Source organism: Flavobacterium koreense (assembly GCF_054776075.1).
This window is the reverse complement of the sequence record NZ_BAAHCF010000029.1, coordinates 537,742-552,615: the sequence shown is the minus strand read 5'-3', so window position 1 is coordinate 552,615 and position 14,874 is coordinate 537,742. Positions and strand designations below refer to the sequence as shown.

At 31.0% G+C, this 14,874-nt stretch carries 16 protein-coding genes; 15 read left to right on the top strand and 1 reads right to left on the bottom strand.

What is annotated here, in order from left to right; genetic code table 11:
- Positions 1-14: 14 nt before the first annotated feature.
- The 7 genes from ACYU7A_RS10865 (at position 15) to ACYU7A_RS10835 (ending at position 5,779) form a co-directional block, all read left to right on the top strand.
- A complete protein-coding gene (locus tag ACYU7A_RS10865; protein ID WP_112112176.1) occupies positions 15-455 on the top strand; it encodes a hypothetical protein in 441 nt (146 codons plus the stop codon).
- Entirely contained in the window at positions 452-739 is a 288-nt protein-coding gene (locus ACYU7A_RS10860; RefSeq protein WP_112112175.1) for a cupin domain-containing protein, read from the top strand. Before ACYU7A_RS10865 ends, ACYU7A_RS10860 begins: the two co-directional genes overlap by 4 nt.
- The gene (locus tag ACYU7A_RS10855; RefSeq protein ID WP_187658583.1) at positions 739-1,635 is read left to right on the top strand and encodes an ABC transporter ATP-binding protein; all 897 of its coding nucleotides are present in this window, start codon (positions 739-741) and stop codon (positions 1,633-1,635) included. Before ACYU7A_RS10860 ends, ACYU7A_RS10855 begins: the two co-directional genes overlap by 1 nt.
- Positions 1,636-1,643: 8 nt before the next feature.
- A complete protein-coding gene (locus ACYU7A_RS10850) occupies positions 1,644-2,378 on the top strand; it encodes an ABC transporter ATP-binding protein (protein WP_112112173.1) in 735 nt (244 codons plus the stop codon).
- A 45-nt stretch (positions 2,379-2,423) separates the two neighbouring features.
- A complete protein-coding gene (locus tag ACYU7A_RS10845) occupies positions 2,424-3,530 on the top strand; it encodes an ABC transporter permease (RefSeq protein ID WP_112112172.1) in 1,107 nt (368 codons plus the stop codon).
- Between the two features lie 144 nt (positions 3,531-3,674).
- On the top strand, positions 3,675-4,796 hold the full coding sequence (locus tag ACYU7A_RS10840) for an ABC transporter permease (RefSeq protein WP_121314060.1): 1,122 nt from the start codon (positions 3,675-3,677) through the stop codon (positions 4,794-4,796).
- Positions 4,797-4,876: 80 nt separating this feature from the next.
- On the top strand, positions 4,877-5,779 hold the full coding sequence (locus tag ACYU7A_RS10835) for a hypothetical protein (protein ID WP_460576485.1): 903 nt from the start codon (positions 4,877-4,879) through the stop codon (positions 5,777-5,779).
- 6 nt (positions 5,780-5,785) lie between these two features.
- On the opposite strand, the gene ACYU7A_RS10830 is transcribed toward ACYU7A_RS10835, so the two are convergent.
- The gene (locus ACYU7A_RS10830) at positions 5,786-6,220 is read right to left on the bottom strand and encodes an RrF2 family transcriptional regulator (RefSeq protein WP_112112169.1); all 435 of its coding nucleotides are present in this window, start codon (positions 6,218-6,220) and stop codon (positions 5,786-5,788) included.
- A 170-nt stretch (positions 6,221-6,390) separates the two neighbouring features.
- On the opposite strand from ACYU7A_RS10830, the gene ACYU7A_RS10825 reads away from it, so the two are divergent.
- Genes ACYU7A_RS10825 through ACYU7A_RS10790 form a run of 8 tightly spaced genes read left to right on the top strand, consistent with a single transcriptional unit; the run spans position 6,391 to position 14,874 of the window.
- A complete protein-coding gene (locus ACYU7A_RS10825) occupies positions 6,391-6,825 on the top strand; it encodes a c-type cytochrome (RefSeq protein ID WP_112112168.1) in 435 nt (144 codons plus the stop codon).
- Between the two features lie 11 nt (positions 6,826-6,836).
- Positions 6,837-8,177 carry a cbb3-type cytochrome c oxidase subunit I gene (locus tag ACYU7A_RS10820; RefSeq protein ID WP_112112167.1) on the top strand — a complete coding sequence of 447 codons (1,341 nt, stop codon included), beginning with the start codon at positions 6,837-6,839 and terminating at the stop codon, positions 8,175-8,177.
- Between the two features lie 13 nt (positions 8,178-8,190).
- A complete protein-coding gene (nirK, locus tag ACYU7A_RS10815) occupies positions 8,191-9,621 on the top strand; it encodes a copper-containing nitrite reductase (protein WP_112112231.1) in 1,431 nt (476 codons plus the stop codon).
- A 12-nt stretch (positions 9,622-9,633) separates the two neighbouring features.
- Positions 9,634-10,482, top strand: coding sequence for a formylglycine-generating enzyme family protein (locus tag ACYU7A_RS10810; RefSeq protein ID WP_112112166.1), 849 nt, complete (start codon positions 9,634-9,636; stop codon positions 10,480-10,482).
- Positions 10,479-11,054, top strand: a complete 576-nt coding sequence (locus ACYU7A_RS10805; protein ID WP_112112165.1) for an SCO family protein — start codon at positions 10,479-10,481, stop codon at positions 11,052-11,054. Before ACYU7A_RS10810 ends, ACYU7A_RS10805 begins: the two co-directional genes overlap by 4 nt.
- Positions 11,055-11,058: 4 nt before the next feature.
- Positions 11,059-12,321: an alginate export family protein gene (locus tag ACYU7A_RS10800; RefSeq protein WP_460576481.1), complete on the top strand. Its 1,263-nt coding sequence runs from the start codon at positions 11,059-11,061 to the stop codon at positions 12,319-12,321.
- Between the two features lie 13 nt (positions 12,322-12,334).
- Positions 12,335-13,114 carry an AAA family ATPase gene (locus ACYU7A_RS10795; RefSeq protein WP_460576479.1) on the top strand — a complete coding sequence of 260 codons (780 nt, stop codon included), beginning with the start codon at positions 12,335-12,337 and terminating at the stop codon, positions 13,112-13,114.
- A gap of 20 nt (positions 13,115-13,134) precedes the next feature.
- Entirely contained in the window at positions 13,135-14,874 is a 1,740-nt protein-coding gene (locus ACYU7A_RS10790) for a nitric oxide reductase activation protein NorD (RefSeq protein ID WP_460576477.1), read from the top strand.

Below are 14,874 nucleotides of genomic sequence, written 5' to 3'. Positions count from 1 at the left end.
AAAAAATACAAGAAATGTTAAAAATAAAAATTGCCCTTTTATCCACAGTTGTATTACTCCTTTTCTCTTGTAACACGAAATCAAAAGAAGAAAAAACTACTGAAATTAACACTGAAGAACACCAACATTCTGAAAGTGAAACAATTCAATTAAACAATGGTGAAAAATGGAAGGTAGATGATAATATGATGCTACACATTCGTAATATGGAAAAAGATGTAGTCCATTTTGACCAAGAAAAAGGCACTAATTATTCATTATTAGCTAATAAATTAAAGACAAATATTGATATACTAACATCAAATTGTACCATGAAAGGACAAGCTCATGACGAACTTCACAAATGGTTAGTTCCATATATAGAATTAGTCGATTCGTTTTCTAAAGAAAAATCAGCAAATCAGTTTACAGAAATTCAAAATTCGTTTAAAACATTTAATCAATATTTCCAATGATTTTAAAAAACTTACATACCGAAAATAAACCAGTTCAAACACAATTATTATTTGAACCAAAAGACGCTAAAGTAATTTCATTGCAAATAGCAAAAGGCGAAACACTTAAAGAGCACGTTTCAAAAATACCTGCATTGTTAGTTTGCATTACAGGAAATGCTGTTTTTACTGATGATAAAGGAACAGTCGTTAATCTCAATTCAGGCACTTATGTAATGATTGAAGAAAATGTAAAACACGCAATAAAAGCAATTGATGAAAGTAATTTCTTATTGATGAAATAATGAGTATTGCTGTAAACAACATATCAAAATATTACAAAAAATTAAAAGCAGTCGAAAACATTACTTTTAATGTAAATGACGGAGAATTATTTGGTTTAATTGGACCTGATGGCGCAGGAAAAACAACTATTTTCAGAATACTTACTACGCTTTTAGTTGCCAATGAAGGAAGTGCTGAAGTAGCAGGTTTTGACGTAGTCAAACAACTCAAAGAAATCAGAAACTCTGTTGGCTATATGCCAGGAAAATTCTCGCTATATCAAGATTTAACTGTTGAAGAAAATCTACATTTTTTTGCCACTATTTTCGGAACCACAATTGAGGAAAATTATGATTTAATTAAAGACATATACATTCAAATTGAACCATTCAAAGACAGAAGAGCAGGTGCTCTTTCGGGCGGAATGAAACAAAAATTAGCATTATGTTGTGCGTTAATTCATGCTCCAAAAGTATTATTTCTTGACGAACCAACTACAGGAGTTGATCCCGTTTCTCGAAAAGAATTTTGGATAATGCTAAAAAGATTGCAACAAAAAGGCATTACAATATTAGTTTCAACACCCTATATGGATGAAGCTTCTCTTTGCGATAGAATTGCATTAATTCAAAAAGGCAAAATTTTAAAAATAGAAACACCAGAAAATATCATTAACAACTACGAAAAAGTAATTTATGATGTACAAGCAAAAAACACACACGGATTGATTCACGATTTAAAAAATTATCCTAATCAATACAGTGTTTATGCTTTTGGTGAGTTTGTACATTACATAGATAAAAATGCAACTTTCAATCCAAACGATTTACAAACCTATTTGAAAAATAAAAATCATACGGATATAATTATTAAACCTGCTACAATAACCATTGAAGATGTTTTCATGGACTTATAAACAAAAAAATGGAAAGAGAAAAAATAATATCTGTAAAAAATTTAACAAAAGAGTTTGGCCATTTTACTGCTGTAAAAGGCATTTCATTTGATGTTTATAAAGGAGAAATTTTTGGTTTTTTAGGAGCCAATGGAGCAGGGAAAACAACAGCTATGAAAATGTTGATTGGAATTTCAAATCCTACTTCAGGTGAAGCCAATGTTGCAGGTTTTGATGTTCACTCACAAGCCGATATGGTAAAAAAAAGTATTGGTTATATGAGCCAAAAGTTCTCAATGTATGATGATTTAACTATTAAAGAAAACATTACTTTTTTTGGTGGAATTTATGGATTATCAAGAATACAAATCAAACAAAAAATCGCACAATTAATAGAAGAATTAGAACTTCAAGAAGTAGCCAATAATTTAGTAGGTTCGTTACCATTGGGTTGGAAACAAAAATTGTCGTTTTCAGTTGCATTACTGCACGAACCAAAAATTGTTTTTCTCGATGAGCCAACAGGAGGCGTTGACCCAATAACCCGAAGACAATTTTGGGAAATGATTTATACACAAGCTTATAAAGGTACTACCATTTTTGTAACCACACATTACATGGATGAAGCAGAATATTGTGACCGTGTTTCTATTATGGTTGACGGCTCTATTGAAGCTTTAGACACCCCAAAAAATTTAAAACAACAATTCAAAGTAGATTCTATGAATGATGTTTTTTTAAAATTAGCAAGGAATATAGAATAATAAATCACTACAACACTTGAAACTTAAACTAGAAACAAAAAACAAATGAAAAGATTTATCGGATTTGTAAAAAAAGAATTCTACCATATTTTCAGAGATAAACGTTCTTTGTTTATTCTGTTTGGTATGCCGATTGCCCAAATTTTATTGTTTGGTTTTGCCATAACAAATGAAATTAACAATGTTGACATTGCCATTTTAGACCAATCAAACGATATAGAAACACAAAAAATTATTTATAAAATAAAAGCATCACCCTATTTTAATGTTGAAAACCAAATTGAAAAAGAAAGCGACATAGAATCAGAATTTAAAAAAGGAAAAATCAAGGCAGTTCTTATTTTCGAACCAAATTTTAGTAAAAATCTAGAAACCAAAAAAGTAGCAGTAGTTCAAGCAATTACCGATGCGACCGAACCTAATGTTGCCAACACAATAGCAAATTATACCTCAGCAATTATACAAAATTATCAATCGCAAAAAAAACAATCCAATAGTAATCCGGTAAAGGTTGAAGTACAATCGAGAATGTTTTATAATCCTGAACTAAAAAGTGTTTTTAATTTTGTTCCAGGTGTAATGACCGTTATTCTAATGCTTGTTTCAGCTATGATGACCTCTATTTCTATCACACGAGAAAAAGAATTAGGCACTATGGAAATTCTTTTAGTTTCTCCATTAAAACCATTTCAAGTAATTATTGGAAAAGTATTTCCTTATATTTTTCTTTCCATTATCAATGCAATCGTAATATTAACATTAGGCTATTTTGTGTTCAAAATGCCTATAAATGGAAGCATCTTTTTGTTAGCTTTTGAAAGTATATTATTTATCATTTCTGCTCTTTCATTGGGGATATTAATTTCTACCGTTTCTAATTCTCAACAAACCGCAATGATGTTATCATTAATGGGTTTGATGCTACCAGTAATTATTCTATCAGGATTTATATTTCCTATAAATAGTATGCCTTTACCCATGCAAGTAATCAGTAACATCATACCTGCAAAATGGTTCATTATTATTGTAAAAGCCATTATGCTCAAAGGTGTCGGAATTCAATATATATGGAAAGAAACCCTTATATTAATAGGGATGACTGTGTTTTTTATAACATTGAGCATCAAAAAATATAAAATTAGACTAGAGTAAGAATAGTATTACTGTAAAGGTTTAAAAACAATCATTGGGATATAAAAATAAATTATGAAATCGCCATTAACAACAAGTTTGTTGCAAACAAACACCAATGAAAATAGCGATACATATGCACCAAAAAACAAATAATATTTACATATGAAAACAATATTATTCATCATACAGAAAGAGTTTAAGCAAATTTTTAGAGATAAAAGTATGCTCCAACTTATATTTATATTACCCATTTTGCAATTATTAATTTTGTCAAATGCAGCTACATTCGATGTTAAAAACATCGCAATTACTTTTGTCGACAATGACCAAAGTCGGGAATCAAGAGATTTAATAAATTCGTTTAAATCCTCAACCTATTTTAAAGTTACAGAACCCTATTTTTCTGAAAAAGAAGCTATCCAAGAAATGCAAAAAGGAAAAACCGATATTATTGTAAATATTCCAATTCACTTCAATCGTGACCTTCAAAAAGACCAAAAAACAAGTATCTCAGTAAGTATTAATGCTATAGATGCTGCAACAGCAGGTGTTGAAAATGTATATGTAACACAAATTATAAATACATACAATCAAAATATTCAAATGCAGTCCAACTATTTTTCAGGAAACAAAGAAATACCTCAAAATATTATAGTTATACCGTCTTTTTGGTACAACAAAACCTTAAACTACAAAACCTTTATGGTCCCAGGTATCTTGGTTTTATTGGTTACTATGCTTACTTTATTTCTGTCATCAATGAATATAGTTAGAGAAAAAGAGTTAGGTACATTGGAGCAAATTAATGTAACACCAATAAAAAAATATCAGTTTATAGTTGGAAAATTATTTCCATTTTGGGTACTTGGCTTAGTGATTTTGACTGTTGGCTTACTTATAGCTAAAGTTGTTTTTAATGTTCCCATGCTAGGTAATATTTTCCTTGTTTATGGTTTTACATCAGTGTATTTGCTATTAATTTTAGGATTCGGACTATACATATCTAATCATACCGAAACCCAACAACAAGCTATGTTTATTGCGTGGTTCTTTATGGTGATTTTCATATTAATGAGTGGTTTATTTACACCTATCGAAAGTATGCCAAAATGGGCACAAAGCTTAACATTGTTAAACCCTATTCGATACTTTGTAGAGTTCATAAGAATGGTTCTACTAAAAGGATCCGGATTTTATGAAGTATTACCAAACCTATTAATTGTTACCGGATTTGCAGTATTTGTAAACGGCATGGCGGTTTGGAGTTATAAAAAATCAAATTAGAAACTTAGCTTAAATCAAAATATTTATAAGTATTGAATTCAAACTTTTAGAAATCTTGAATTCAACAAATAAATGAAAACATGAAAAATAAAATAGTTTTGATTTCTATTATTTTAATAACATCTATTTCATCGGCACAAACTAAAACAGATTCAATAGTTTCACTTAGTTTAGATAAAATAGCACAAGTTAACCAAGGAGAAAGTTATGTTACATTTCCTTTTGATATTGGAAATTTAGAACCCTTACTATTTGAAGCAAATGTTAGTCCTAATTTTAAAATTCGAGAACGTAAAGATTCAAGATTAATGGCAGTACTTACCTCTCAAATCATTATAAGAATGTTTGATGAATATTCATATCCAGTAAAAACACCCAGTTATATTCCTCAAATAGCATTTTATTTTCTAACAGGTCATAAAGAATCAGCCAATAAATTAACACTTTTTGGTAAAATTGCACATCATTCGAATGGTCAAAACGGAAATTTCTATACCGAAAATGGAGATGTCAATTTACAATCCGGTAATTTTGCAACAAATTATATAGAAATTGGATTTTTAAAATCATCTTACAGTAACCAACTCAATGCGTTCAAATTTATTAAAAGCTCTATTGAAATTCATCCAAAAAAATGGATGTTAGAAGAACTTCAAGGTCAATATAGTGGACTTCGATGGCACAATACCTTTTTAGCCTACAAGCTTCCTATGAAAAGTAGTCTAATAAAAAATAAAGAACAAAGAGCAAACTTTTCTATAAAAGCTGAAACTACTTTGATGCTTGATAATATTAATAATTGGGATACTTTTAATATAGACAGACTTAATACAAGTTTAATTGTTTATTATCATCCAAAATTTTTAGAAGATATTGGATTCTATATTCAATTCTATCACGGTATGGATTACTATAACATATATTTTCAACACCAAATCAATACAATCCGTTTTGGTATTATGACAGAGGTTTTACGTTTTTAAAATATTTTAATATTTCAAAAAAGTTTGTCCTTTTTTAATGCCTAAGGATAATTCTTCAAGTGAAGTGTTTTCTAGCATGTAAATTAAATCTTTTTTTACAAACTTAAATTTTTCATGAACAGGACAAGGGTGCTCTTCAGAACAATTGCTTAACCCTAAACCACATCTTAAAAAAACTGAATCACCATCAATCGCATTAACAATATTAACTAGCTTAATGCTTTTTAGTTCATCTTTTAAAATCATAAAACCTCCACCAACTCCTTTACTAGATTTAACAATATTATTTTTAACTAAAACTTGTAAAATTTTTGCAGTAAAGGCAATTGGAGAATCAATTTCTTTAGCAATTTCTTTCAATCCTACTTTTCCTTCTTTACAACAATGTGTAGCAATAAAAATTGTAGCTCTTATTCCATATTCACAACTCTTTGAAAACATTTTTTTATGGCAAAAATATTAAATTAGCATCATAAAAGACAATTTTATCTTTTATTTAACAGTTATGATTTTTATCATGTTTTATAAGAACATCTATTCGGAATTTTGTTAAAAATTAATAAAGGACATTATTATCTTTTATTAAAATTAATTAACTAAAACTAAAATTTATGCTATCAAAATCACAAGCAAGGGCATTTTTTCTAGGAGGAACATTAGTTACATTTTTAGTCTTCATAGGGCTAACTATCTACTCGTTCATGCCAAAAAATGACCAAACCAACTATGGCAAAATTGATGCTCAAGTTGTAAAAGGGAAGGAAATTTGGGAATCCAACAATTGTATGGGTTGTCATACTATTCTTGGAGAAGGAGCTTATTATGCTCCTGAATTAACAAAAGTTATTGACCGAAGAGGTGATGCTTATGTTAAAGCTGTTCTAATGTCGAAACAACCATGGCAACCTAGAGGTAGAAAAATGGTTGCTTATGCAATGTCAGAGGCTGATGCAGAAGCTGTTATTGCCTACTTTAAATGGATTGGCAAAATCGACTTAAATGGTTTTGACCGAGTAGTTTCTCCTTTATCTAAAGCTAAAAATTAAAATATATTATTATGAAATATAAATCACAAAAAGTAGCCTATTGGTTTTTTGCCTTATGTATGTTATTGTTTTCATTACAAATAATATATGGCTTTATCATGGGCTTTGATCGAATTGGTTTGCAAGGTCTGCATGACATCATTCCATTTAACACTGCAAGAGCAGTACACACCAACTTGCTAGTAGTTTGGTTATTAACAGGGTTTATGGGAGCAGCTTATTACATCATTCCCGAAGAGGCTCAAAGAGAATTGATAAGCGTAAAATGGGCTTATGTACAGCTTATATCATTAGCTGTTGTAGGTGTTGTAGCTATAATTGGTTTTCACTTGAACCATTGGGAAGGTAGAAAATTTCTTGAAATTCCAAGAGAATTGGATTTTCTTGTTGTTGTAAATGTTTTATTGTTTTTAGGACTTATTTTAGGAACTCTATTCAAAGGAAAACGCAAAACAACAACTGCATTGGTATTATCAATGGGATTATTATTTGCAGCATTGCTATACTTGCCTGGAATGATTTGGTTTGATAGCCAAGTAATGGATTCCTTCTTCCGTTGGTGGGTTGTTCACCTATGGGTTGAAGGTGTTTGGGAATTAATAATGGGTGGTATTTTATCTTATTTATTAATAAAACTAACAGGAGTTGATAGAGAAGTTATTGAAAAATGGTTGTATGTAATCATTGGTTTAACTTTCCTTTCAGGAGTTTTAGGTACTGGACATCACTATTATTATATTGGAGTAAACAAAATTTGGTTAATCGTAGGTGGAATATTTTCAGCATTGGAACCATTAGCATTCCTTGCAATGGCATTATTTGCAGTGAATATGTATAGAAAAGGTGAAAAAAGCCACCCAAACAAAATTGCATTATTCTGGACTATTGGTTCTGCAATTGTTTCTTTTATTGGTGCAGGATTATTAGGATTTGCGCATACAGTTCCACAAACTAATTTATATACTCACGGAACATTAGTTACTGCAATGCACGGACACTATGCGTTTTGGGGTGCTTATGCCATGATTGTTTTAGCAATTATTAGTTATGCTTTACCAAACTTAACAGGCAGAAAACGCTATAATAGTGTACAAGGAAATGCCGCGTTTTGGTTGTCAAATATTGGAATCCTTGGTATGACTGTAGCATTTGGTGTTGCTGGTGTAGCTCAAGTATATATGGAAAGAAAAATGAAAATGGAATTTATGGAAGTTCAAAACGAAATTGCAATCCATTTTGTGGTATTACTTATTTGTGCAACAATGTTTACAGTTGGAATAGGTCTTTTTATATATGACTTCATAAAATATGGTAGACCAACAGACGAAGCGATGGAAATTGAAAATAATTAAAAAGTTAAAAGTAATGAAAAAAATATTTATACTAATTTTTGCTTCGGTTGCATTTATTGGATGTAAGCAAAATGATGAATACAAGAAAGTAGATGCTACTCAAATAAAAGTAGATGGAACTATAAATGCAGAATTGACTTCACCTCCTTTTGTACCAAAACCAGTTGGAGATAGGCCGGCCAAAAAGCTGATTGTCAATCTTGAAATAATTGAAAAAGAAGGTGAAATGGCTGATGGCGTTAAATATGTTTATTGGACATTTGGCGGATCTGTTCCTGGAAGTTTTATTAGAACCAGAATTGGTGATGAAGTTGAATTTCACCTAAAAAATCATCCTGATAATAAATTACCTCACAACATCGATTTACATGCTGTAACTGGTCCAGGTGGTGGTGCAAAATCCTCTTTTGTAGCTCCAGGACACGAAGTAACTTTTTCTTTCAAGGTGTTAAACCAAGGTCTTTTTGTTTACCACTGTGCAACAGCTCCAGTTGGTATGCACATTGCTAATGGAATGTATGGATTAATTTTGGTTGAACCAGAAGGTGGTTTGCCTCCAGTTGATAAAGAATACTACATTATGCAAGGTGATTTTTATACTAAAGGTGCTAACGGAGAAAAAGGATTACAACCTTTTGATATGACAAAAGCTATAAAAGAAGAACCTGATTATGTTGTATTTAATGGAAAAACAGGTTCACTAACTGGCGATAATGCGCTTACCGCAAAAGTTGGAGAAACTATTCGTTTGTTTGTTGGAAATGGTGGACCAAACTTAGTTTCTTCCTTCCACGTTATTGGAGAAATCTTCGATAATGTTCATGTTGAAGGAGGAACTTTAATCAACCACGATGTTCAAACAACTCTTGTGCCTTCTGGAGGAGCAGCAATTGTGGACTTTAAAGTAGAAGCTCCAGGAACTTTAATCATAGTTGACCACTCTATCTTTAGAACATTCAACAAAGGAAGTTTAGGGATGATAAATGTAACTGGTGACGATAACAAAACTGTTTATTCAGGACCTCAATCTGACGAAGTTTATCATCCAGAAGGTGGCACAATTCAAACCATGCCAAATGAAGCAAGCGCAAAAGCTCCAAAAGCAGTAACTCTTGTTGAACGAATTGCAGATGGAAAATCAATTTACTCAAGAACTTGCTTTGCTTGTCATCAACCAACTGGAGAAGGTTTGCCAAATACATTTCCTCCTTTAGCAAAATCAGATTTCTTAAATGCTGATGTAAATAGAGCAATAGAATTTGTTCTTAAAGGTAAAACAGGTGAAGTCGTTGTAAATGGCAAAAAATACAATAGTGTCATGACAGCACAAACCCTTACGGATGATGAAGTTGCAAATGTTTTAACTTATGTTTATAGCACTTGGGGCAATTCTAAAAAAGAGGTTACTCCTGCTATGGTTAAAGCCATTAGAAGTAAAAAATAAATTATTGATTCAATGAAAAAGTTATATTTTCTGTTTGTCGTAATTGTATTAATTTCTTGCTCGAAAGATAAAGAAACGAATACTCTAGAAAATATAACTGTTCCATCAGTTTCTACTCCAAACGACGTTTCTTTTGGAGTAGAAACACCGATGGTTTCTATAAAAGGCGGAAAATATGTTCCTCTTTACGGAAAAAAAAATAAAGCTGTAGAAGTAAGTGATTTACTTATGGATGTCTATCCTGTTTCAAACGAAAACTTTTTAGCTTTTGTAAAACAAAACAAAAGATGGAGAAAATCCGAAGTAAAAAAACTTTTTGCAGATGATAATTATCTAAACAATTGGAAAAAGGATACCATTTTAGCAACAGATATGAAACCAAAGAGTCCAGTTACAAACGTTTCTTGGTATGCGGCAAATGCTTATTGCGAATGTCAAGGTAAACGACTTGCAACCGTTGACGAATGGGAATTTGTAGCAATGGCAAATCAAGAAATGGCAGATGCTCGAAAAATAAAAGCATACAATCAATATATTTTAGACTGGTACGAAAAACCAAAAACGTTTAACAATGAAATTGGAAAAACCTTCAAAAACTATTATGGTGTATATGATTTACACGGTTTAGTTTGGGAATGGACTTCCGATTTTAATTCAATTTTATTAACTGGTGAATCTCGAAGTGATGTAACTACAGATAAAAATTTATTCTGTGGAAGTGGTTCACTAAATGCTTCCGATTTAATGAATTATGCTGCGTTCATTAGATATGCTTTTCGAGGAAGTGTAAAAGCAAATTATGCAGTGAAAAATTTAGGTTTTAGATGTGTCAAAGACACTTTAAATACAAAAAAACCATGAAAAAAATAATCCTCTTTTTTATAGCAATATCTCTTTTTGGCTGCAAAAAAAACGCCGAAATAACAAATAAATCCATTTCAGACGAATCTATTTTTAATTTAACGAGCAAATGGAAAACTCAAGACAACAAAACCATAGAAATAAAAGACTTTAAAGGAAAAGTTACCGTAATGGTAATGATATACACAAGTTGCAAAGCCGCTTGCCCAAGATTAGTAGCCGATATGCGAGACATTGAATCTAAAATGCCCAAAGACAAACTTTCCGATTTAAACTTTGTTTTAGTAAGTATTGATCCCGAAGTAGATACTCCTGAAAGATTAAAAACGTTTGCAAAAGCCAATTTTATGGATGCACCACATTGGACATTTCTACAAGGAACAAAAACAACAGTACAAGAGTTTGCCAATGTTCTATCTGTAAAATACAAACAAATTGCACCAATGGATTTTTCTCATTCCAACATTATCAGTGTTTTTGATAAGAAAGGTATATTAATTCATCAGCAAGAAGGTTTGGGCGTAAACAACAAAGAAACAGTAGATAAAATAATTGAAACCGTATACAAATAATATCATGAAAAAACATATATACACAGTTCTTATTGGCCTTTTAGGAACAGTTACAATTTCAGCACAACAATTTAATGTTAATGCCGATTTAAGAGCGCGCTTTGAAAACAGAAATGGTTATGGAACGCTAAAACCCGATACTGAAGAATCCGCTTCTTTTATATCTCAAAGAACAAGGTTGATTTTTGACTATTCATTTAAAAATATAAAATTAGTGGTTTCACCTCAAAATGTTAGAACTTGGGGCGATGCTTTGACTAACTCTAAAGACGATATCGCCTCTTCGTTTCATGAAGGGTACGGAGAAGTTGCAATGAATGAAAAATTTGCTTTTAAAGTTGGACGTCAAGAAATTAATTATGATGATGCAAGAATTTTTGGCAATGTTGATTGGGCAATGCAAGCAAGAAGCCACGATGCCTTTGTATTAAAATTTGCACCTAACGCAACAAATAAAATTCATTTTGGTGTTGCATACAATGCAAATAAAGAAACCAACTTCGAAGAAAACTATGCTTTAAATCAATACAAATCATTGCAATATCTATGGTATCATACTGATTTTAAGAAAATAGGATTGAGTGTTTTAGTTTTAAACAACGGAATGCCTTATTTAGTTGGAACAGAAGAAAAAGTAGATTACAGCCAAACATTAGGTTCGCGATTGGTTTACAAAAACGGAAACTTAAATATCAATGGAGCAGCTTATTTACAGACTGGAAAACTATCTGACAATTCAGTTAATGCAAACTATTTATCTGCAAATGTTGGGTACAAATTTTCAACAAATCTAAATGCAACTTTAGGTTTCGAAAGTCTTTCAGGAAAAGATCAAAATGACACTTCAACCGATGTGAAATCGTTTAATCCATTATACGGAACTAATCATAAGTTTAATGGTTATATGGATTATTTTTATGTTGGAAATCATATAAATTCTGTTGGTTTAACTGATGTTTATGCAACATTAGAATATGAAAAAAATAAAGTTTCTGCCAAACTAATTCCTCATTATTTTGCCTCAGCAGCATCAATTTATAAAGCTGGTGAAAAACAAGACAATTATTTAGGAACCGAATTAGACTTTACTTTAGCCTACAAAATGTATGAGAATGTAACAATTGATGCAGGTTTTTCGCAAATGTTTGCAACAACATCAATGGAAGTTTTAAAAGGTGGAAATAAAAATGCAGGCAATAATTGGGGATTTATATCTATAAAAATAAACCCTAATCTATTTAATTACAAAACTGAAGTAAAACCATAATAATTCTAAAAAAATGGCTTCATTAATACCATACTATTTTTCTGTAGGAAAGGAAGAAGAAATTTTTTCTCACACCTATTCCAATAAAATTCCGTTACTCCTAAAAGGGCCAACCGGAACTGGAAAATCTCGATTTATCGAATACATGGCGCATAAATTGGAAAAAAAACTCATCACCATTGCCTGTCATGAAGAGACTTCTTCAACCGATTTAATTGGAAGATATATCATAAAAGGAGCCGAAACTATTTGGGTTGACGGACCAATGACCACAGCCGTAAAAGAAGGCGCAATTATTTATTTAGATGAAATTGCAGAAGCAAGACCTGATGTTATTGTTGCTATCCACTCACTTACTGATCATCGTAGAGAGTTGTTTATTGATAAATTAGGAATTACTGTAAAAGCACATGAAGATTTTATGCTTGTTGCCTCTTTTAATCCTGGTTATCAACGTGGTTTTAAAGAGTTAAAACCTTCAACAAAACAACGTTTCTCGGCGCTTTCGTTCAATTATCCTGAAACCAAACAAGAAATAGAAATTCTTATTAACGAAACTGGAATTGATGCTGAAAATGCTAAAAAACTAGTTGCGATTGGTTCAAAAATAAGAAATCTAACCGAACTTGGATTAACCGAAACTGTTTCGACACGACTATTGGTTAATGCGGCAACGCTAATTAAAAGCGGATTACCCAAACGCCTTTCTACTCACATTGCAATAGTGGAGCCATTAACCGACGATTTGCAAACCGTTCAGTCATTGAAAGATTTGTGTAATTTGATGATATAATCAGCCATAAAAACTTAATAATGGATATAGACGAGCTACTTTTTGGAACCGTTTCTAAATATTTCAAAAAAAGAAATAAGAATAAAATTCTGTTAGATAATAATGCTATTTTCTTAAAGGATATTAAACCTCGTTTGACCATTTTAGCAAGAGCAATTACAGGAAATGCCATTGAACTTTTTCCTGCTGAACGAGAAGGTGGTTATAAAAATAACAATTTTTTTCTTCCTATTTATTTTAATGAATTTGCTACAAAAGAAGCCAATTTAGGTTTTTATTTTTTTAGAATATTATTTCTAAGTGTTCAATCTGAATTAAAAATAAATTTAACATTAGATGAAGTTTTGTCTGAACAAAATAAGAAGGATATTTTAACCTTATTGTTTCAAAAATATCCCAATTCAAAAGTTATTTATCAAAACTTAAAATCGCATTTTGAAGCTAAAACAACTCCAAAAAACACAGCCGATTATTCATGGATTTATGGCAAGTTGATGCAAAATGATAATGAAGAAAACACTCAAACAACAATAGAAAATTTTTCGGATTTAGTAAAAAAATCTAATTCAGAACAAATTACTACAACATTGCAAGCAAAAGCTGTTGAAGAAATAACTACCGTTGAAATAGATAAAAAACAACAAGAAGATTATGTATTGCTTCATAGCTTTGAGAAAGTAGAAACTGCCGAAGAGTTCAATGGAAACTGGCGTGATTTTGATGGTTCCGACGATTTAGAAAAACACGAAAACGCTATTGAAGATCTTAATATGAAATTCACTGTTCGTGTTGACGATACTACTCATTCTGTTTATCAAGCGGAATTTACTGAAAACACTTCAATCTCTGAAAGTGCCGAAATCGATTCTAATGGTTTTCATTTAACTTATGACGAATGGGATTTCGAAAAAAGAAAATACAAAGACCATTTCTGTAAAGTATATCCAAAAATTCAACTAAAAATAGATTCCAAATACTATCAAAATACAATATTAAAGAACAATTCAACACTATTAAATTTAAGAAAAATTTTGACCAATTTGAACAACAAAATGCAACAGCAAAAACGTCAAACCCAAGGCGAAGAATTTGATATTGATGCTATTACAGATTTATACGTAGATGTTCATTCGAAAAAAACACCTTCCGATAAAATTTATCTTTCCAACCGGAAAAAAGAAAAAAATTTGTCCATTTTATTACTCTTAGACATTAGTTTATCAAGTGATAGTTATGCAGCTGGAAACCGAGTAATTGATGTTGAAAAACAAGTTTCTATTTTGTTTGGCGAAATATTAAACGAATTCAATATCGACTTTTCAATTGATAGTTTTTACTCCAAAACACGAAATTTTTCGACCTATTTAACTGTTAAAGATTTTGATGAAAATTGGGCTATTGCCAAAAATAAAGTAGGTGCAATTGAACCATCTGGCTATACAAGAATTGGTGCTGCATTGCGTCATGCAGGCGCAAGATTAGACACTCGAAATACCAAAAATAAATGGATCATTCTAATTTCTGATGGTAAACCAAACGACTATGATAAGTATGAAGGCAAATATGGAATTAACGATGTGAAACAAGCCTTACGAGAATTAAATCAAAGAGATATTAGTTCCTATGCCTTGGCAATTGAAGCACAAGCTAAATATTATTTACCTCAAATGTTTGGACAAAATCACTATCAAATTCTAACAACACCAACAGAATTACTACAATCAATGGTAAAGTTGTACGAAAAAATAAAACAAAATTAA